Annotated in this window: 15 protein-coding genes and 2 pseudogenes; 7 read left to right on the forward strand and 10 right to left on the reverse strand. The window is 62.7% G+C overall.

The genetic code is table 11. The annotated features are described in order from the left end of the window. Positions 1 to 104: 104 nt before the first annotated feature. The 6 genes from AC0L3L_RS32425 to AC0L3L_RS32450 form a co-directional block, all read right to left on the reverse strand. On the reverse strand, positions 105 to 1,121 hold the full coding sequence (locus tag AC0L3L_RS32425) for a zinc-binding alcohol dehydrogenase family protein (RefSeq protein ID WP_473641269.1): 1,017 nt from the start codon (positions 1,119 to 1,121) through the stop codon (positions 105 to 107). A gap of 66 nt (positions 1,122 to 1,187) precedes the next feature. Further along, on the reverse strand, positions 1,188 to 2,153 hold the full coding sequence (locus tag AC0L3L_RS32430) for an ABC transporter permease (protein WP_473641271.1): 966 nt from the start codon (positions 2,151 to 2,153) through the stop codon (positions 1,188 to 1,190). Beyond that, entirely contained in the window at positions 2,150 to 3,703 is a 1,554-nt protein-coding gene (locus tag AC0L3L_RS32435; RefSeq protein WP_473641273.1) for a sugar ABC transporter ATP-binding protein, read from the reverse strand. The genes AC0L3L_RS32430 and AC0L3L_RS32435 overlap by 4 nt, the downstream gene beginning before the upstream one ends. Before the next feature lie 91 nt (positions 3,704 to 3,794). Continuing rightward, positions 3,795 to 4,790, reverse strand: coding sequence for an ABC transporter substrate-binding protein (locus tag AC0L3L_RS32440; protein WP_292209167.1), 996 nt, complete (start codon positions 4,788 to 4,790; stop codon positions 3,795 to 3,797). Between the two features lie 332 nt (positions 4,791 to 5,122). After that, the gene (locus tag AC0L3L_RS32445) at positions 5,123 to 6,121 is read right to left on the reverse strand and encodes an aldo/keto reductase (RefSeq protein WP_473641275.1); all 999 of its coding nucleotides are present in this window, start codon (positions 6,119 to 6,121) and stop codon (positions 5,123 to 5,125) included. A gap of 62 nt (positions 6,122 to 6,183) precedes the next feature. Next, the gene (locus AC0L3L_RS32450) at positions 6,184 to 7,689 is read right to left on the reverse strand and encodes a UxaA family hydrolase (RefSeq protein ID WP_473641277.1); all 1,506 of its coding nucleotides are present in this window, start codon (positions 7,687 to 7,689) and stop codon (positions 6,184 to 6,186) included. A gap of 271 nt (positions 7,690 to 7,960) precedes the next feature. Between AC0L3L_RS32450 and AC0L3L_RS32455 the strand changes: the two genes are divergently transcribed. The 6 genes from AC0L3L_RS32455 to gndA all read left to right on the forward strand — a co-directional run bounded on the left by AC0L3L_RS32455 (position 7,961) and on the right by gndA (position 13,824). Further along, on the forward strand, positions 7,961 to 8,881 hold the full coding sequence (locus AC0L3L_RS32455) for a GntR family transcriptional regulator (RefSeq protein WP_473641279.1): 921 nt from the start codon (positions 7,961 to 7,963) through the stop codon (positions 8,879 to 8,881). A 95-nt stretch (positions 8,882 to 8,976) separates the two neighbouring features. Next, positions 8,977 to 9,330, forward strand: a complete 354-nt coding sequence (locus AC0L3L_RS32460) for a DUF2946 family protein (RefSeq protein WP_473641281.1) — start codon at positions 8,977 to 8,979, stop codon at positions 9,328 to 9,330. A gap of 103 nt (positions 9,331 to 9,433) precedes the next feature. Further along, on the forward strand, positions 9,434 to 9,973 hold the full coding sequence (locus AC0L3L_RS32465; RefSeq protein ID WP_473641283.1) for a copper chaperone PCu(A)C: 540 nt from the start codon (positions 9,434 to 9,436) through the stop codon (positions 9,971 to 9,973). Between the two features lie 58 nt (positions 9,974 to 10,031). Beyond that, positions 10,032 to 10,550, forward strand: coding sequence for a YcnI family copper-binding membrane protein (locus AC0L3L_RS32470; protein WP_473641285.1), 519 nt, complete (start codon positions 10,032 to 10,034; stop codon positions 10,548 to 10,550). A gap of 53 nt (positions 10,551 to 10,603) precedes the next feature. After that, entirely contained in the window at positions 10,604 to 12,229 is a 1,626-nt protein-coding gene (locus tag AC0L3L_RS32475) for a copper resistance CopC/CopD family protein (protein WP_473641287.1), read from the forward strand. Between the two features lie 167 nt (positions 12,230 to 12,396). Then, positions 12,397 to 13,824 (forward strand): NADP-dependent phosphogluconate dehydrogenase, encoded by a 1,428-nt coding sequence (gndA, locus tag AC0L3L_RS32480; protein ID WP_473641289.1) that lies wholly within the window; start codon positions 12,397 to 12,399, stop codon positions 13,822 to 13,824. A gap of 230 nt (positions 13,825 to 14,054) precedes the next feature. On the opposite strand, the pseudogene AC0L3L_RS32485 reads toward gndA, so the two are convergent. From AC0L3L_RS32485 to AC0L3L_RS32500, 4 genes and pseudogenes are all read right to left on the reverse strand, one after another. Continuing rightward, positions 14,055 to 14,228 (reverse strand): annotated as a pseudogene (locus AC0L3L_RS32485) (carbohydrate ABC transporter substrate-binding protein); the annotation flags it as partial. Between the two features lie 174 nt (positions 14,229 to 14,402). Then, positions 14,403 to 16,169 carry an adenylate/guanylate cyclase domain-containing protein gene (locus AC0L3L_RS32490; protein ID WP_473641291.1) on the reverse strand — a complete coding sequence of 589 codons (1,767 nt, stop codon included), beginning with the start codon at positions 16,167 to 16,169 and terminating at the stop codon, positions 14,403 to 14,405. 386 nt (positions 16,170 to 16,555) lie between these two features. Continuing rightward, the gene (locus AC0L3L_RS32495; RefSeq protein ID WP_128185026.1) at positions 16,556 to 17,020 is read right to left on the reverse strand and encodes an SET domain-containing protein-lysine N-methyltransferase; all 465 of its coding nucleotides are present in this window, start codon (positions 17,018 to 17,020) and stop codon (positions 16,556 to 16,558) included. 606 nt (positions 17,021 to 17,626) lie between these two features. Continuing rightward, positions 17,627 to 18,999, reverse strand: a pseudogene (locus tag AC0L3L_RS32500) (transposase). On the opposite strand from AC0L3L_RS32500, the gene AC0L3L_RS32505 reads away from it, so the two are divergent. Continuing rightward, complete coding sequence (locus tag AC0L3L_RS32505) at positions 18,998 to 20,011, forward strand: IS110 family RNA-guided transposase (protein WP_473641310.1); 1,014 nt, start codon at positions 18,998 to 19,000, stop codon at positions 20,009 to 20,011. The pseudogene AC0L3L_RS32500 and the gene AC0L3L_RS32505 sit on opposite strands and share 2 nt — an antisense overlap. Positions 20,012 to 20,355: the final 344 nt, after the last annotated feature.

Genomic DNA, 20,355 nt, shown 5'->3' on the forward strand with positions numbered 1-20,355 from the left:
GCCATAGGATGACGAAGTGATGGATGTTTCGGCTAATCGCCAAGGCATGCGCTCTGCCAATCCTGCAATATCGCCCGCCGAATTTTTCGTGCCAGACCGACATCTCATCCGACCTGGATGACAGCCTTGATCAGGCCGGATTTCTCATGCGCCCAGCGGGCGAGGTCGCGCGGTGTGTCGCCAAGCGTCGTGCGATGGGTGACGAGCTTTGCCAGCGGAACAGCACCGTCGCGGATCGAGGCGGCGACATGGTCGAAGTCGGCGCGCAGCGCGTTGCGGCTGCCGATCAGCGTCATCTCGCGCTTGTGGAATTCAGGATCGGAAAAGACGATGTCGTCCTTGACGACGCTGACCAGGACCAGCGTCCCGCCATGCGCGACATGGGCGAAGGCCGACTGGACGGACTGGGTGTTGCCGGTGGCATCGAAAATCACGTCAAAACCTTCGCCGCCGGTCGCCTCGCGCACCAGGTCGGTCGCAGACTGCTGCGAACCGTCGAGGGTGGCGAAGCCGAGTTCGCTTGCGGCGAAGCCCAGCCTCTCGGCACTCATGTCGAGCAGCGTCACGTCGAGACCGGCGATACGGGCAAATAGCGCCGTGCCGAGGCCGATCGGCCCGGCGCCGATGACCAGCGTGCGCGCGCCGGGATCAGCCAGCGAGCGCCGCACGGCGTGCGCCCCGATCGCCAGGAATTCGACGGCGGCGGCGTCGGCCAGCGACAGGCCGTTGGCCGGATAGAGATTTTGCGCCGGCACCAGGATCCGTTCGCACATGGCGCCGTCGCGGTGGACGCCGAGCACCTCGATCCTGACGCAGCAATTCGGCTTGCCTTGGCGGCAGGCGATGCATTTGCCGCAGGCGAGATACGGGTTGATGATCACCGGTTCGCCGACGGCCAGATCGACGCCTTCGCCAGCCTCGATCACGGTGCCGGAGACCTCGTGGCCCATGATGCGGGGATAGGCGAGGAACGGATGCTTGCCCTCGAAGATGTGATAGTCGGTGCCGCAGATGCCGACATGACTGACCGCGACCAATGCCCAGCCAGAGGGCGGAGTGCCCGGCGCCGGGCGGTCTTCCACAACAAGCTCACCGGGCGAACGGCAGACGACGGCTTTCATGCTTTGATCCAGTCGGTTCATGGAACCGCTGGCCCGCTAACGCGAGCCGGCGGTTGTTAAGATGGTCTACTTGCCGCGGCGGCGCAGTCCGTCGAAATAGACGATGACGATGATCAGCACGCCGGTAATGATGCGCTGCCAGAAGGCATTGACGTTCAAGAGATTGGCGCCGTTGTTGATGGTGGCGAGGATGAAGGCGCCGAGCAGCGGTCCGTGCACCGAGCCGACGGCGCCGAACAATGAAGTGCCGCCGATCACCGACGAGGCGATCGCCTGCAACTCCCAGCCCTCGGCCTGTGTCGGATTGCCGATGCCGATGCGCGACGCGAGCAGCACGCCGACAAAAGCCGCACAGAGGCCCGATAGCGTGTAGGCCATGTAGATGGTGCGCTGGACGTTGACGCCGGACAGACGCGAGGCCTCGGCGTTGGAGCCGACCGAGAACAGATACCGGCCCCAGCGGCTGTGATGCAGGAAGACATACGCCGGGATACCGACGAGGATCACCATCCAGAACAGATTGGGGATGCCGGCGAAGGAACTGCGCGAAAATGTCTGGAAGGCATCGTTGTTGATCGAGATCGAGTTGCCGTTGGTCATCAAGAGGCCGATGCCGCGAAGCGAGGTCAGTGTCGCCAGTGTGATGATGAAGGGCGGCAGGCCCATCTTGACAATGCCGAAACCGTGGAACAGGCCGATGGCGACGCCGACCAGCAAGGTGATCAGGATGGCGAGGAAAATCGGCACGCCGGCATTGATCAACATCGCCGCGATGACGGTGGCGAAGCCGACCACGGCGCCGACGGAAAGGTCGATGCCGCCGGTGATGATGACGAAGGTCTGGCCAACCGCCAGGATGGCGATCATCGAACCTTGCCGCAGCAGGTTCGAGATGTTGTTGGCGGAGGCGAAGCTCGCCGTCGCCACCGACAGGATGACCCACAATAATACCAGCAGCGCCAGCAGTGTCAGCCCGAACAGGGCGTTGTAGTTGCGTTTCGGCCTTTCGGCCGGTATCGCCTCGGTGCTCATATCTGTCCTCCCGGTTTTTCTTGTTTCTCGGCCAGCGCCTGGGTGAGGATCTCCTCATGGTCGGCAGTGTGGAAACCATGAGTGGCCACCAGTTTGCCGCGCCGGAACACATGCAGCGTGTCGGCCAGTTCATAGACCTCGGGCAGATAGGACGAGATCAGGATGATGCCGGCGCCATTGGACAAAAGCGCACTGAACAGGCGGTAAATCTCGGCCTTGGTGCCGACATCGACGCCAACTGTCGGCTCGTCGAAGATGAACAGCTTGGCGCCGTGCGCCAGCCATTTGCCGATGACGATCTTCTGCTGGTTGCCGCCGGACAGGCTGGAGGCGAGCGCGTTGCGCGTCGGCGTCTTGATCCTGAGATTAGCGATCTGGCGATCCGCTTCGGCCTTCTCCTGTGCGCTGGAGATCAGCAGATTGCTGGAGATGCGCTTGTAGATCGGCAGATTGAGATTGAGGCCGACCGGCAGGTTAAGGCAGAGGCCCTGGTCACGGCGGCTTTCCGGCGCCAGCGCCATGCCGAGCCTGATTGCGTCATGCTCGGAGTTGACCTGAACCTCCTTGCCCTCCCAGAGGATCTGGCCGGCCGACTTGCGATGACGGCCGTAGAGCGTGGTGACGAACTCGCTGCGCCCGGCGCCGATCAGGCCGTAGAGCCCGACGATTTCTCCGGCACGGACCGTCATCGAGACATTTTCGAAGCCCTTGCCGGAAAGATTTCTGGCTTCGAGGAGCGTCGCGCCCGGGGTAAAATGCTCCTTGTGATAGACTTGCTCGATCGAGCGGTTGATCATCATCTTGACCAGCTCGGCGTCGTTGGTCTCGGCGATGTTCCGGGTGCCGACAAGCGTGCCGTCGCGCAGCACCGAGACGCGGTCGGCGAGCTCGAACACCTCTTCCATGCGGTGGCTGATGTAGATGATGGTGACGCCTTCGCCCTTCAGCCGGCGGATTAGCGTGAACAGCTGGTCGGCTTCCTTGCGGGTGAGATAGGCAGTCGGTTCGTCGAAGATCAGGAACTTGGTGCCGCGCACGGTGGCGCGGGCGGCGGCGATCAGTTGCTGCTGGCCTATGGTCAGGTCACCCAGCACGACATGCGCCGGCAGATCGAAGCCGAGATCGTCGATGATCTTCTGCGCTTCCCTGACCATGGCCCGCTGCTGCAGGATGCCGAAACGGGAATCCTCCTCGCCGAGGAACATGTTGGCCGCGACAGTGAGATGGCGGCACAGAACGACCTCCTGATGCACGGCATTGATGCCGAGCGCCATCGCCTCATGCGGCGTCGCCAATGCGGCGGGCTTGCCCTCCCAGATGACGTCGCCGGAGGTGCGCGGCATGACGCCGGTCAGAAGCTTGATCAGGGTGGATTTGCCGGCACCGTTCTCGCCGACAATGGCGTGGATTTCGCTGGCCTTGAAGGCAAGGTTGATCGGCTTCAGAGCGTGCGTGCCGGGATACTGCTTTTCCAGTCCCTTGAGTTCGAGGATCGTCCTGCCCGGTTCCAGCGTTGGGGCGGGATGCAGTTCCTGCGCCATCGACGTCATGACAATCCTCCCAGATCGGCCTCACAAGTGGCACGAGTGTAGGTCGTTTCCGGGGCAAAAAGCCCCGGAAACGGTGCGCCAATGCCGGTGCTCAGTCGAGCTTCGGATTGAGCAGCGCGTCGATCTTCGGATCTTTCATATTGGCCTTGGTGACAAGGTTGGCGCCGGTGTCGACATTGGCCTCGACCTTCTCGCCCTTCGAGGCAGCGAGCGCCGTCTTGATGCCGTCATAGCCCATCCGGTACGGGTCCTGGACGACGAGGCCGGAAATGACGCCGTCATTGAGGAACTTGACCAGCTTCTCGTCGCTGTCGAAGCCGATCAGCCCGACCTTGCCGGCCAGGCTGTTCTCGGCGATCGCCTGACCGACGCCCTGCGCCATGATCAGGTTGGAGGCGAAGATGCCCTTGAGGTTCGGGTTGGCGGTGATCAGGTCGGTCGCGATGTTGAGGCCGGTCGTGGCCTGGCCGTCGGCGTATTTGTCGGCAATGAGCTTGAGGCCGGGATATTTGGCGGCTAGCTGTTCCTTGAAGCCCTGGGCGCGCTGTTCGAGCGAGCCAGCGCCCGGAAGCGCGGTGATCAGGGCGACGTCGCCCTCGATCTTGCCGCCATTGGCTTCGGCGATCGCGGCCGCCAGCCCGTCGGCGGCGACGCGGCCGCCCTGGATATTGTCTGTGGTCAGGAACGAAGTGAAGGCCTTGGAGTCGGCGCCAGAGTCGATGCCGATGATCTTGACCTTGGTGGCAGCCTCATCGATCGGCTTGCCGAGCGCCTTGGCTTCGGTCGGCGCGATGACGACGGCAGCCGGGGTGCCGGCGACGGCGTTTTCAAGGATCGAGATCTGGCCGTTGACGTCGGTCTCCGCCTGGGCGCCGAGTTCCGGCACGTCGACGCCGAGGTCCTTGCCGGCCTTGCGGGCGCCGGCCAGGACGATCTGCCAGTAGAAAGAGGTGGTGTCCTTGACGATGATCGGAATGGTTACGTCCGCCGCCGAAGCCGGCGCTGAATGCATCACGCCGGCAAGCATCGAGGCGGCGGCGAGCGCCACGAATGCGCGGCGGTTGAGAATGCTGGTCACGAATTTCATTAGACTTCCTCCCTAAGTCGCCCGGTGAATGTTGCGGAAGCCCGGTTTGGATAGGCGCTGCCCAAACAGAACTTTATCAATAAAAAACATTTACCGCATTTTGATAGTGCATAGGTTGGGTCGACGCAAGCGGTGTTTCGCACGCCCTCCGTATGCCTCTACCGGAAGGGAGTGCCGATCCTCATTGGAAACCCTCCAGATCCTCTCCGAAAGGAATGGAATATTAATTCCAACATCCAGTCAAGATGGAATATTCATTCTTTTCTTCAGGGTACGATTGTGACGCCTCCTGACCGCACCGTCCGCCGTTAACCGGCGAAGGCCGCAGGTCATCAGCCGAGTTTCTGTACGACCGTGTAGGAATCATATTTGGCGAAGTCGGTTTCGGGCACCTGGATGTCGAGCAGTTGGAGATTTCGCGCCAGGTTGGTCGGTTTGGCGGTGCCCGTCAGCACAGAAGCTACCACAGGCTCGTGCAGCGGGAACTGGAACGCCGCCGCTGCAAGCGGGTAGCCGCCCTCGGTTGCGATCTTTTCCATGGCGCCGACGCGGTCAAGAATGTCCTGGGTGGCCGGCAGGTAATCGAAATGCGCACCCGGCACCGGGCCGGTCGCCAAGATGCCGGAATTGAAGACGCCACCGATGATCAGCGAGGTTTGCAGTTGCCGGCAAAGCGGCAGCAATTCGGCTTCGGCGGTGCGGTCGAGCAGTGAGTAGCGGCTGGCGAGCAGGATGCAGTCGAGCGGCGCCTGGCGCAGGACATCGAGACAGATCTGCACCTCGTTGACGCCAAGGCCGTAGGCGGAAATGACCCTGGACGACTTCAGCTCTTCCAGCGCCTTCAGCCCGCCATCCATAAACTGGCGGAAATGCAGCTTCGTTTTCTCGACGCCATGCGTGTAGACGCCGATGTCGTGGACGAACAGGATGTCGATTCGATTGAGGCCAAGCCGCGCATAGCTGAACTCGACCGAACGCATGATGCCGTCGTAGGAATAGTCGTAGTCGAGCGCAAAGGGCAGCGGATCGACATAGGAATGGTCCGGAATCTGGTCTTCCGGCACCGGCCGCAACAGGCGCCCGACCTTGGTCGACAGCACGTAGGAGTCCCGCGGCTTGTCACGCAGGAAATCGCCGAAGCGGCGTTCCGAAAGGCCGAAGCCGTAGAAGGGCGCCGTATCGAAATAGCGCAAACCGGCATCCCAGGCGACCTGCAGCGTCTGCATCGCCGCCTCGCGCGGGCAAGCTCGGTAGAGGCCGCCGACCGCCGCGCCGCCGAAGCTGACCTCGGTTATTTCCAGCGCAGTGCTGCCAACACAGCGTTTCTTCATGCAAAGCCTCCCACCGGCCATTTGCCTGGCCCGTCTATGTCTTAAGTCAGTTAGTGGCTGGTCTAGAGGGTCGCTCCGAGGTGCCAGGGCACGAACTCGTTGTCGCCGTAGCCGAACTCCTCACTCTTGGTCTTGCGGCCGGAAGCCGTCTCGACGATCAGTTCGAAGATCTCGCGGCCCATGCCGGCGATGGTCTTTTCGCCCGAGGCGATGACGCCGCAATTCACGTCCATGTCCTCTTCCATCACGTGGTACATGGTTGAGTTGCTGGCGACCTTGATCGACGGTGTCGGCCGGCAGCCGAAACAGGAGCCGCGGCCGGTGGTGAAGACGATGACGTTGGCGCCGCCCGCGACCTGGCCGGTGGCGGAGACCGGGTCGTAGCCGGGCGTGTCCATGAACACCAGGCCGTGCCCGGTGACCTTCTCGGCATAGCCGAAGACGCCGTTGAGCGGCGTCTGGCCGCCCTTGGCGACCGCGCCCAGCGACTTTTCCAGGATGGTGGTCAGGCCGCCGCGCTTGTTGCCGGGCGACGGATTGTTGTCGATGGAAGCGCCGTGCTTGGCGACATGGTCTTCCCACCACTTCACATAGCCGTCCAGCTTGGCTGCGATCTCCGGGCTCGCCGCACGGTAGGCCAGCAGATGCTCGGCGCCGTAGATTTCCGTCGTCTCGGAGAGGATGCCGATGCCGCCGACGCCGGCCAGGATATCGACGGCGGCGCCCAGTGCCGGATTGGCGGTGATGCCGGACATGCCGTCCGAGCCGCCGCATTGCAGGCCGACGACGATCTCGCTGACCGGGATCGGCTCACGCTCAAGCTTGCCGACCTCCTCGGCGATCTCGGCCAGCACGACCATTGCCTTCTCGACAGATTTGCGCGAACCGCCGGCTTCCTGGATGTTGAAATGGCGTTTTCCCGCGGCGACGCCCTTCTGGCCATAGAGGGTGAGCTGGTTGACCTCGCAGCCGAGACCGACCATCAGCACACCGCCGAAATTCGGATGACGGGCATAGCCGGCCAGCGTGCGGTGCAGCACCATCATGCCGTCGCCGGTGGCGCTCATGCCGCAGCCCTGGCCGTGGACGATCGGAACGAAGCCGTCGATGCCGGGATATCTGGGCAGGAGCGTGCGGTTCGCCTCGTCGGCGATGGCATGGCAAACGGTGGCCGAGCAATTGACGCTGGCGAGAATGCCGATGAAGTTGCGCGTGCCGGCACGGCCGTCGGCACGACAGTAGCCCATGAAGGTGCGGGCGCGGTCGGCCTCGGTCGCGTGCACGGCTTCGCTCGGCGGCACCACCGGCAAACGCCCGGACTCGAAGACCAGATTGTGCGAATGAACATGCTCGCCGGGTGCGATGTCCTGGGTGGCGCGGCCGATCGCCTGGGCGTATTTGACCACGGCTTCACCGGCGGCGATCGGCTTGATCGCCACCTTGTGGCCGGGTTCGATCAGCGCCGTGGCGACGGCGCCGCCCGGCAGCACCGCGCCGATCTCGATGCGGCCATTGGCGACCGCGACATTGTCGGCGGGAGACAGAAGAATGCTGTTTGCGGCGTTCACGGGCTGTTTCCTGGGTGTTCCTGGGATGGGCAAGCGGATTGACATGCGCCTGTTAACAGTTAATGTCTTTTATCGTGAAAAAACAGTTTTGCGTCAATTGTTTTTTCGTGACAGCGCGGCGCGTATCCTATGGATGCGCAGAGGACCGGACACTGAAACCAGGCTGACTTCTGAAAAGCAATTCCGCTTTTTGGGGGCCCGCGCTAGGAACGTTTGTCAATATCGCGCTTCAAGCCGGCCGCCGCAAGCGCCGGCGCGCAATGGGGCAGGGATGTCGAAGAGCAATAACGTCTATAAGGACGCCTACAATCGCGGTCTGCGGCTGCTCGACGAAACGAAAAGCCTGCCGTCGGAGCCCGAACTGGGCGCCCTGCTTGGCGTCAGCCGCACGACGGTCCGCACCATCCTTGCGCGCATGGAAGAAACGGGGCTGATCGCCTGGAACAAACGCAGCAAGACGGTTTTGCGCGTGCCGCGGCCGGACGACTTTTTCCCCGAGGAAGAGACCGACACGTTGTCGCAGATCATCGAGCGCTCCTTCATGCGGCGGCTGCTTGCCGGCGGCGCCGAGCCCGGCATGCAGATCAACGAGCTCGAGCTGGCGCGCGAGATCGGCGTCGGCACCACCAGCGTGCGCGAGTTCCTGATCCGCTTTTCCCGCTTCGGGCTGATCGAGAAACGCCGCAACAGCCATTGGGTGCTGAAAGGTTTTACCCGCGCTTTCGCGCTGGAATTGACCGAAATCCGCGAGATGTTCGAATTGCGCTCGGCTGCCGCCTTCGCCGCCCTGCCGGAAGACAGCCCGGTCTGGGCCGACCTCGACCTGCTGGAAAACGAGCATCGCCTGCTGGCGCGCGAGATCGCCACGCGCTTCAACGAATTCTCGGAGCTCGACGAGCGCTTTCACCGGCTGATTCACCGCGCGTCGCACAATCGCTTCATCGTCGATTTCTACGACGTCATCGCCATGATCTTCCACTATCACTACCAGTGGAACAAGGCGCAGGAGCGCGAGCGCAACGAAGTGGCGGTCGCGGAGCATCTGGCCTATATCGCGGCGCTCAAATCGCGCGATCTAAGCATGGTCGACGCCGCCTGCCGCAAGCATCTGAAGTCGGCACGGCACACGTTGCTGACGTCGATTCCGGAAGGCCAGCAGCGCCCCGATCGCGCCGCGTTGCCGCAGCAGTGATTTGGCGATTTTCCACCTGCTGAGCCCGTGCTAGACATCTGGCCGTTGCTGCGTGAAGAGGCAGGTCTTTGACAATCCGGCGGAGACGATGGAGCATGCCGGCCGCGTTCGCCGTGGCCTGCTTGCTCGTGCTTCAGTCGGCGCTTGGCGCATTCGCCCTCGGCTTAAGCCCGAATGCTTCGCAACTCGACGCTTTCGGCAATGTCATCTGCACCCAGGAGGGCGCGGCCCAGCTTCCAGGCGGCGATCCGCAGCAGCACATGCCGGCTTGCTGCATGCTTGGCTGCGGTGTGGCCGCGGCTGCCTATGCGCCGCCACCCGCTGCCGCCACGGTGGCCGGCGACTTTTCCATCGAAACCGTCGCCTTTGTGCTGCCGGCGTTCAGGCATCTCGACTTTGCCCGCGACCGCTCTCCGTCGAATCCGCGCGCGCCGCCAGTGACGGCCTGATCCGTCCCAGATCGCCTTGCGGAAGCCTTGGCGAGCGCATTCATTCGAAATCGAAACTGTTCGCGACCGGCTGCCGGCGCGATCTCTCAGTTCTGGAGCTATCATGTCTCACTTTTTCCGCGCGCGGTTCGGCCGCAACAGGTCCTTCCCGCACAGCTTCGAGGAGCGACTCGGCATCACCGTGTTCCTCCTCGCCCTCCTGTTCGTCAGCGCCCAGGCCGTTTTCGCGCATGAGTTCAGGGTTGGCGACCTCGAGATCGTGCATCCCTGGTCGCGCGCCACGCCAACTGGCGCCAAAGTGGCCGGCGGCTATTTCACCATCACCAACACCGGCAGTTCGCCGGACCGGCTGCTGTCGATCTCCTCTGAAATTTCGGCCAAGGCCGAACTGCACGAAATGGGCGTCAAGGATGGGGTCATGACCATGCGGCCGGTCAGCGGCGGCCTTGAAATTCCGGCCGGCGGCAAGGTCGCGCTGGCATCCGGCGGCTATCATCTGATGTTCGTCGGCTTAAAGCGGCAACCGAAGCAAGGCGAGACGTTTCCAGCCACGCTGACCTTCGAGAAGGCCGGCACCGTCACCGTCGACTTCGCCGTGGAAGGCATCGGCGAAACGGGCGGCATGGATGACCATGCCAATTGATCCGGACAAAATCTTAAAATTCGCAATCAGAAACCATCATGAAATCAGAGAGACCATCATGAACAAGTATCTTTTCTCGGCTTGCGCGTTTCTCGTCTTCGGGACGGGTACGGCTTTCGCCCATGTCACGCTCGAAACCCAGGAGGCGCCTGTCGGCTCGACCTATAAGGCGATGCTGCGCGTGCCGCATGGCTGTGAGGGCAAGGCGACGACCGCCGTGCGCGTGCAGATCCCGGAGGGAGTGATTTCAGTGAAGCCGATGCCGAAAGCCGGCTGGACGCTGCAGGTCAAGAACGGCAGATACGAGAAATCCTATCAGCTACATGGTCAAGAGGTGTCCAGCGGCGTCAAGGAAGTCAACTGGAGCGGCGGCAGCCTGCCGGACGAATTCTACGACGAATTCGTCTTCCGCGGCACACTGGCGGCGGATCTGCCGGCAGGCCAAACGCTCTACTTCCCGGTGGTGCAGGAATGCGACGGCGCCGCCGAACGCTGGATCGAGATACCAACGGCCGGCCAGGATGAGGACGCGCTGGAATATCCGGCGCCTGGTCTCAAGCTGCTGCCGAAGAAGTGATTTTTGGCGGCGCCTTGTTCGAAAGAGCACGCCGCTGTTTTTGTGGCCGTGACATGAGTGCTGCACCCCTCCTGCGAACGGTCTGCACAGCCGGCCGACCTGCGATCTGCCTGCTGGCTGCGATCGTGCTGCTTGCCACCATTGCCGCGCCAAGTCAGGCCTTCGCCCACGCGGCGTTGGTCACAACCGAGCCGGCGGACGGCGCCGTGCTGGCGCAGAGCCCCGCTCAATTCTCGCTGACCTTCAGCGAGCCGGTGTCACCGCTGGTGCTGACCTTGGTGCGGCCTGATGGAACGCCGGTTTCGCTGACGTCTTTTCGGCTCAATGCCCAGACGCTCGACATCGACAATCCGCAAAGGCTCGGATCCGGCACGCATGTGCTGAGCTGGCGGGTGATCTCCGCCGATGGCCATCCGGTCGGCGGCTCGGCGCTGTTTTCCATCGGCGCGCCGAGCGCTGCGCCGGCCGTCTCCGAAGCTGTCGACCGGGGCCTGAGGTCGGCAATCTGGATCGGCAAGGTCTTTCTCTATGTCGGCCTGTTTCTCGGCGTCGGCGGCGCTTTTGCCATCGCCTGGCTGGCAAAGGGCGGGCGTGCCGGCCAGCGCTTCGTCATCGCCGCGATCCTGTGCGGCCTTGCCGCGGCGCCCTTGTCGCTCGGCTTGCAGGGACTGGACGCGCTCGGTGCACCGCTCGCCCGGCTGGCGCAGCCGGACATCTGGAAGGCCGGGCTCGCCACCAGCTTCGGCCGGACGGTGCTGGTCGCGCTGGTGGCGCTTGGCCTAGGCCTGCTGTCGTTGGTCGGGCCGCGCGGCGGCGCAAAACTGTTTGCCGCTGCCGGTTTGGCCGGTGTCGGCGCCGCCCTCGCCGCCAGCGGGCATGCAAGTGCCGCCGAACCGCAATGGCTGACAGGGCCGATGGTGTTTCTGCACGGCGCCGGCATTGCCTTCTGGGCTGGGGCGCTGGCGCCGCTCGGTCTCGCCATGCGGCGGAAGCCGCCCGAGGCCGCGCCTTTCCTGCATCGGTTTTCCCAAGCGATCCTGCCTGTCGTGGCCGTGCTTGCGGCCACCGGCTTCGTGCTGGCTGTCGTCCAGGTGCAGACGCCCGCAGCTTTGCTCGAGACCGCCTATGGCCGGCTGCTGCTGGTCAAGCTGGCGCTGCTGTTCTTTCTGTTCACGCTGGCCGCGACCAACCGCTGGAAGCTGACCGGTCCGGCGGAAGCGGGAGAGACGGAAGCACAGAAGAGGCTGGTCCGCTCGATCGGCATTGAAATGCTGATCGTTCTGGCGATATTCGGCGTTGCCACCGGCTGGCGTTTCACGCCGCCGCCACGCGCCCTGGCGATCGCAGCGGCGCAGCCGGCATCGGTGCATATCCACACGCCGAAGGCGATGGCCGACCTCAGCATCACGCCCGGCCATGTTGGAGCTGTTGCCGCCTCGATCGTCATCATGACCGGGGATTTCGGCCCGCTCGACGCTGAGCAAGTGACGCTGGTGCTGTCAAAACCCGACTCCGGCATCGAGCCGATCAAACGCGCGGCGAAAAAACCAGGCGACGGCACCTGGCGCGTCGACGATCTCGTCGTCCCGGTTCCCGGCCGATGGACGGCGCGGCTCGATATTCTCGTCTCGGATTTTGAGATCGTGAAGATAGAGGCGCCGATCGACATCAGGCCGTGAGGACAAGCTTGCCGTTTGCAACACAATTCGGCGAGTGCGGTTGACGCGGGCCTGAAGGCCCGTCATTCATTTCGGCAAGAATGGCATCGCGGCAAGAATGGCATCCCAACAAAAATGGTCATCGCAAATCGCGGCCAGGCAAAAGATCCGAAAGCAGGGAAGAAACGATGGAAAAAGCCGAAATCGGCCTGATCGGCCTTGGCACGATGGGCTCCAACCTGGCGCTCAATATCGCCGAGAAGGGGCACCGCATAGCCGTCTTCAACCGCACCGCCGCGCGCACCGACGCCTTCGTCGAGAATGCCGGCGCGCTGAAGAACATGGTCGTGCCCTGCTACAGCCTGGAGGAACTCGCCGCCGCCATTCGGCCGCCGCGGCCGATCATCATCATGGTGCTGGCCGGCAAGCCGGTCGACGAGCAGATCGCAGCGCTGCGCGGTGTGTTGTCGGCCAACGACATCGTCATCGATGCCGGTAACGCCAATTTCCGCGATACGTTGCGACGCTTTTCCGAGCTGACCGATTCGGGTCTCACCTTCATCGGCATGGGCGTGTCCGGCGGCGAGGAGGGCGCGCGCCATGGACCGTCGATCATGGTCGGCGGCACGGAAGAGTCCTGGAAACGCGTCGAAAAGGTGCTGACCGCCATTTCGGCCAAGTTCAGGGATGAGCCCTGCGCGGCATGGCTTGGCACCGATGGTGCGGGGCATTTCGTCAAGACCATCCACAACGGCATCGAATATGCCGACATGCAGATGATCGCCGAGATCTACGGCATCTTGCGCGACGGCTTAAGCATGGGGCCGAAGCAGATCGCACAGGTTTTTGCCGGCTGGAACAAGGGCCGGCTCAACTCCTATCTGATCGAGATCACCGCCAAGGTGCTGGCCGCCGACGATCCGAAGACAGGCAAGCCGGTGGTCGACATCATCCTCGACCGTGCCGGCCAGAAGGGCACCGGCAAATGGTCGGTCATCGAGGCCCAGCAGCTCGGCATTCCGGCCACGGTGATCGAGGCCGCGGTGGCGGCGCGTGTCTTGTCGTCGATCAAGGACGAGCGCTTGGCCGCCGAAAAGGCCTATGGCAATGGCGGCGTGACCAAGATTTCCGGAGACAAGGACGCGCTTCTTGGCGATCTCGAACTGGCGCTGTTCGCCGGCAAGATATCAGCCTATGCGCAAGGCTTCGCGGTGATGAGCGGCGCGTCGAAGGAATTCAACTGGAACCTGCCGATGCCGACCATCGCCAAGATCTGGCGGGCAGGCTGCATCATCCGCTCGCAATTGCTGGACACGATGGCGGAAGCCTTCGGCACCGGCGGGGCGGCCACCAATCTGCTGATGGCGCCGGCTTTCATTGCGATGATGCAGGAAGCGCATCCATCGCTGCGGCGCATCGTGGCACGGGCGTCGGAAGCCGGCTCACCCGTGCCGGCGCTGTCGTCCGCGCTTGCTTATTTCGACAGCTACCGCCAGGGCCGCGGCACCTCGAACCTGATCCAGGCGCAACGCGATTTCTTCGGCGCGCACGGCTTCGAACGCATCGACGGGCCGGGCGCTTTCCATGGCCCTTGGGGGAGCGGAGCGGCAGGTTAGCGCCCAGGTCGGTCGTTCAGGAGACTATAGCCGTATCCCAAAAGCAGATATTCGAGCGAACAGGCACGAAGGTGCGCTCTGCGCGCGATATGCAGACGTTCTGTACGTGACTCGCCGACGACCTTCAGTCCGGCGCGCATGGTCGCGCATCCAAGTCGTAGCAAGACGTTCCCGGAATCGGCGACGAGGGCGCTCGGCCCCGCGCTGCATATCTGACACGTTATGTTCCGCTAGTTGCAGCGGTCGTCCCGCAGCGTCGCATCCCAATCGAGTGCCAGTGCGTCGAGCGCCTCCTTTGCCGTGCCCGTCCCACTAATCATGTAGGGCCCGAGGCGATTGTTCAGTTGCTCAAGCAGCCTTGGATAGGACGGCACAGCCCAGAAGTCTTTCACGACGAACATGCTGCCGCCAAGCCGACGTTTGGGTAGGTCAACTTTTGACCGATTCTCTTGAAAAGACCGCGCCTAAGTCCTTGAGGACGCAAAGCGGTCATGGGCGATGGACGTTCGGAGGTGTGCGATCACCCTCGCCGAGGAGCTGCATCGCACCTCGGCCAGGGGGTCTCATCCGCGCAGTGGCTAGCCCTCCTCCAGTCCTGCGATCCGCAAGCCCTCGAGGATCGCTGACATGCGCGATGGATCGTATTCTGGCAGTCCTGCCCTGATCCTAGCGATCGTGACGTCCGGCGCGAGTGCCCGGAATTTTGCCAGGTATCGTCGCGCCTCATCCATTCGGCCGAGCTGGGCATTTGCCGCGATCAAGGTCCAGTAGCTCGGATCGAGGCCCGCATTGATCGCCATTGACCGCTCCGCGGCCTTCATCGCCTCAGCATAGTTGCCGAGCGCCATATGTATGAGCGCAATATTGGTCATGGCCCACGGCACCGTCGGATCGCCCGGGCTCATCAGGATCGCGCGCCGACTATGGGCGAGCGCGTCCTCCAGATTCCCGCAATGGAATTCGGCGATACCTGCGGTCATCAGCACAAACTGGCTGTTGGGGTTCGCCTCGACGGCATTGGCGACGATCTGCATGCCCCGGTCGTAATCCCGCAGGGTCGCCAGCGTCAGGCCGCATTGCGCCAGCACGGTCGCATCGCCCTGCGGATCGGCGAGTGCGCGGCGCACCAGATCGAGACAGGCTGCCCGGTCGTCGCCGGTCAGCGCTGGCCAGCCCATGGCAACGCGGAATTCAAGGGCAAAACAGGCACCGGTCAGAAACGGCGCGTAGTGCGGCTCGAGCGCGACTGCTTCCATCATTAGAGCAAAAGCCTGGGCATTGTCCTCGGGCCGCGCGCTGTGAGTCTTCGACAGTGCCCTCAGGTAGAGATCGTAGGCATCGAGGCTTTCCGGGCGTTTCCTGCGGGAGCGTTCGATTTCGGCCTCTCGGATCTGTGGTTCTATGACGCCAATGACGCTTTCGGCAATGCGGTCCTGCACGTCGAATACGTCTGCGACGACGCCATCGAACCTGTCGGCCCAAAGATGCGCCCCGGATACGGCCTCGATGAGCTGTGCAGTGATGCGCAGCCGCTCGCCGGAGCGTCGTACGCTGCCTTCGAGCACGTAGCGAACTCCGAGCTCCCTGGCCACCTGACGCACATCGATTGCCTTGCCTTTGTAAACGAAGCTCGAATTGCGGGCGATCACCGCAAACGACTTGAACCGGCTGAGCGCCGTGATGATGTCCTCGACAATGCCGTCGGCAAAGTAATCCTGCTCCGGGTCGACGCTCATGTTCTGGAACGGCAACACCGCAAGCGCCGGCTTGTCGGGCAGGCGCTCCGTTGGACGCGATGGGCCGAACTGCTTTGCTCCATCCGGGCGCAAACGATAGGCGCGGATCGGCCGGGCGATGTTCTTCAGCGCCTGCTCGCCCATATCCTCGAAGCGCAGGCCGATCTTTCCCGCTGCATCTTCCTGCACGCGTGCGGAAACGCAGATCCCGCCCGGCTCGGCGATCCTCTCCAGACGCGCGGCGATGTTGACCCCCTCGCCGAAGACGTCACCGTTCTGTTCGATGATGTCGCCGACATTGATGCCGATCCGGAATTCGAGCCGTTCGTCAGCTGCCACGGCGGCATTGCGTTCTGCCATGCCGGCCTGCACCTCGACGGCGCAGCGCACCGCGTCGACGACACTGCCGAAATCCGCCAACAGCCCGTCGCCCGTCGTTTTGACGATCCTGCCGCGATGCCTGGCAATACAGGGATCGAGGTGCTCACGGCGATGGCTGTTCAAGCGGTCGAGGGTACCTTCCTCGTCGGCGCCCATCAGCCGACTGTACCCGGCGACGTCAGCCGCAAGGATCGCCGAGAGCTTGCGCTCGATGCGGCCGATTTCCATCCGAGTCCCTTTCCAAGGCGTCAGGATCATATTCGCCCAGGTCAAGCGATCCAAGGGGTCGCGTCAACCATGCCCACCAGGATGTCGGCTTGTGGCGGTCAACTCCAGACAATGCACCTGTCGCGCCGCGTCCGCTCTTGCTTTCCGGAGGCCGAAAGCTGCTTGTCCGCTGTCGGCCCCCTTTCGGACGTTCGGAGGCGATGGCGAACACCTCCCGCACGAGGCCGAGCAAGAGGCAATCCGAGAAATGGTCGCGTTCCGGGCTCCGGAAAGCCCCCCTGAGCGACATGGCCGACACTGCGCGCGGGCCGGAATGCGAAAATGGGGCCATGGTTCTGATCAGCAAGTTTTGGTAATGAGATCAACGGAAAAACGTGACAGCAGCATCAATTCCGTTCCCAAATCGCTTTCGCGAATTCGCCATACAGAGGGGCCCACGGACATTTTCCATAGTGGGAATAGTCTTCCAGGATTTCGGCTCCCGGTCCGATGTCATGAAGCGCTAAGCTTTGAAGTTTGGTTGGGTCGTCGACGGAGTTGGGGGTGAATGAATGGTTGGTGAATTGTGCTCCATCCAGGATCAAAATAAGCCGGTTAAGACCACTCGGGTAGTAGCTATAATGCAAAATGGCGTCCAGAAGCCCATTGACAAGAACGGTACGGGGCAAGGAGTCAATAGCTTCGTATTGATCTCGCTCTATCACCAGCACATCTTGCGAACGCGCCTGCCACCAAACTGTCCCCTTAGGGATGAGTCGTCTCGCGAACACACCCCAACCATGCAAGGCGCTAGCGCGAACTTCCGTCAGCTCGCTAAAAGGATTATGGGCAAAAACAATTTCGTTTTGCATCAGCAAACTCCTGCGTAACGGATGGTTCGTTGGACTCGGGAAATCGACGATGCGGCTCTACTATCGTAATTAGCATCTTGCTCCGAAGGGAAGGCTTGTGTGATGCATCATTACTGTATAGTCGCTTCGGTCGGGATCATGCCGTCGATAAACCGACGCCTCGGGTCAGAGGATCATGGGCAGCGCCCTTTGTCAAAGGCCGCTCCGCTTCACCTTCTGCCTCTCTCGAGGTCAGCACCTGTTCCAGCCGCGCCCGTAGGTGCGGTGCACGTTCGAGCAGATATGAAAACTGTTCGCGCTGCAGCGATAGAAAGGTGCCTTGAGGTCAAAAGGTGACCACCAAGGCCGGCACGCGCCGCAATCGGTTCCCTCACCGCACTGCTCGACGTTGCCGTGCTGAAAAAAGGCACTGCGTCGGCGAGCGAAACAGTTGGGATCGATCGACCTGGACCACTGCCGAGGTCAGATGACGACGGCAGCGTTCAAGAGTAGTTGTCCGATTGCCTCGAAAGTTCGACGTTCGTATCGGGTCGATTGTGTTGAAGAAGTCGATGTTCTGATCGGGGCGACTTTCGGACCTTTGAGCTGAATGTGGGCGCTCGGCCCTCAGACCGGCCTCGGTTCTGGCATCGGTATCAGTTTTGCGAGTTTGCGAAGGTTTTGGGCTGCGGCGGCGAGATGGAATTCGTCTTTTGCGCCGTTCGGTCCGCGCAAGCGCAAGCGGTCCAGTCTCAAGATGCGCTTGAGGTGTGCAAACAGCATCTCGACCTTCTTACGTTGTCGTCTGGAGACGACGTAGGCGTCGGTCGTTGCAATATTCCGGGCCATGTCGCGGGCGCCTTCGTGGATGGAGCGCAGGATTTTGCGGGCCGGCGCCTTCGGGCAGCATCTGGCCTTTAAGGCGCATGCATCGCAGTCGGCCTTGCGAGCGCGGTAACGAACCATGCCGATGTCGTCGACCGGTGGCGGACGCTCATTTGTGAAGTTGCGCTGTCTTTGCCGCAATTCCCTGCCGCCGGGACAGACGTAAAGATCGCGCTCGCGGTCATATTCGAAGTCCGCCCGTTCAAAGGTTCCATCCCGGCGTTCGGATTTGTCGAAGACAGGGATATGCGGCTCGATGCCGCGTTCATGGACCAGCCAGGCCAGCATCTCGGCCGAGCCATAGCCAGCGTCGGCGATCAGCCGCTCGGGCCACAGATTGTGATCGTCGTGGGAGCGTTCGATCATCGTCTTGGCCGCAGTGACCTCGGCCTGGCGCACCGCAGTCGATGGCTCCACATCGACAATGACAGCGTGCTCCACGTCGATCAGATAGTTGGCGCAATAGGCATAGACGGCCGGGCCGCCCCAGGAAGCCGTCCAGCGCGCGGCGGGATCGACAGGCGAGATGAACTTCGGTTCAACCGGCGTGGCCGCGCCGAACGCCGCATCGTCCAGGACAGCAAGATACTCGGCCACGGCCCGCTTGGCGGATGGGTCAAGCTCTTCCTTCACCTTCACGCCGTTCTGACGATGCGCGTCCGCGCGGATCAAACTGGCGTCGACGGCAAAACCCTCGCCGCCTACCAGTCGCTCCGCAATGCAACGGCGCACCGTCGTCTCGAACAATTCGCGCAGAAGGCCGCTATCGCGGAACCTGCCGTGGCGGTTCTTCGAGAAGGTCGAATGGTCGGGCACATCGCCTTCCAGCCCGAGCTGGCAGAACCAGCGATATGCGAGATTGAGGTGGACCTCCTCGCACAGCCGCCGTTCCGAGCGGATGCCGAAGCAATAGCCCACCAGCAGCATCCGGATCATCAATTCGGGATCGACCGAGGGCGGCCCAATTCGCTGTAGAATGGCTTCAGATGCGCGCGCAGGCCGGACAGGTCAACGAACCTGTCTATCGACCGCAACAGGTGATTGGCCGGCACATGGCGCTCGAGGCTGAACTCGTAGAACAGAGCATCCTGAACGTTCGTCCGTTCGCCCATCATCGGCAGCGCCTCCGGCCTGGATATCTCGATGGAAGAGACGCACGTCTGCGTCGTCGACCGCGAGGGAGCAGTCGTTCACGAGGAGAAGACGACATCGACGCCGGAGGCGATCGTCGCCTCGCTGGCAAAAGCACCCTCTTGTCGGCGCATCGTGTTCGAGACCGGCCGCATGGCGCCGATGCTCTACCATGGGCTGGCAGCGTTCGGCCTGCCGGTCGTCTGCATCGAAAGCCGGCAGGCGTACCAGGCGCTGAAGACCCTTGCGACCCACAAGACCGATCGCAACGATGCCCGTGGCCTAGCCCATCTGGCCCGCACCGGCTTCTTCAAGCCTGTGCACGTGAAGTCGCTCCCGGCGCATGCCGTCCGCGCGCTGATCATCGCGCGCAAGAAGCTAGTCGGCCAGCGGGTCATGTTGGAGAACCAGATCCGTGGACTCGCCGTGGTATTCGGTGTCCGCCTGCCGCGGGCCCTCAGCCCCGCCTTCATCAAACAGGCGCTGCGGGCCAGCGAGGGAATAGCCGGATTGTCTGCCGCCATGGAGGGCCTCATTGCAGCGCGTGCCGCGGTGCTCTCGGCCGTCGCGGCGATCGATGCCGACATCAAGAAGATGACCAAAGCTTCCACGACCTGCCGCCGACTGATGACGATCCCCGGCGTTGGCCATCTCACTGCGCTCGCCTTTACCGCTGTCGTGGACGATCCCGACCGCTTCAGACGGTCCCGCGATCTGGGCGCCTATCTCGGCCTGGTGCCGCGCCGCTTCCAGTCGGGCGAGGTCGACTACACCGGCAGCATCTCAAAATGTGGTGACCGGCGGGTGCGAACGCTGCTCTATGAAGCGGCCAACGTCATGCTGACGCGTTACCGAGGGGCGTTGAAGCTGAAGGCTTGGGCGTTGGCGATCGCCAAGCGCTCCACCATGCGCAAGGCGCGGATCGCGCTTGCCCGCCGCCTGGCCATCATCATGCATGCGATGCTCAGGCAGGGCACCGTGTTCAAGGCCGCATAGCGGAATCGAGGACGAACGAGACAGGAGGCCGAAACGAGCTCCCGAGCGGAGCGACGCCCGAGGGAGGGAGTGGATGACGGCGCCGATTGTGTAGCATGCGGCCAACCAGATCGGCCGACTGCGCTTTCAACCAAGCCGCTCCATACCCAGCTTACCCCATCAAGTGCCACGTGAGCACGAAGAGAACCCAGGCACCCGAAAGCGTCGAGAACGCTCACAACCGAGCGGCCGCCCTTGACTCATTAGAGAACACAATCGGTCAAAAGCCGACAATTGGCTGGCGGGCCGCTCGTGCTGATGTTGTGGCTAATTAACGGCGTCGAGCGATGGCGTTCCGAAACGTC

This window comes from Mesorhizobium sp. WSM4849, from assembly GCF_055811385.1.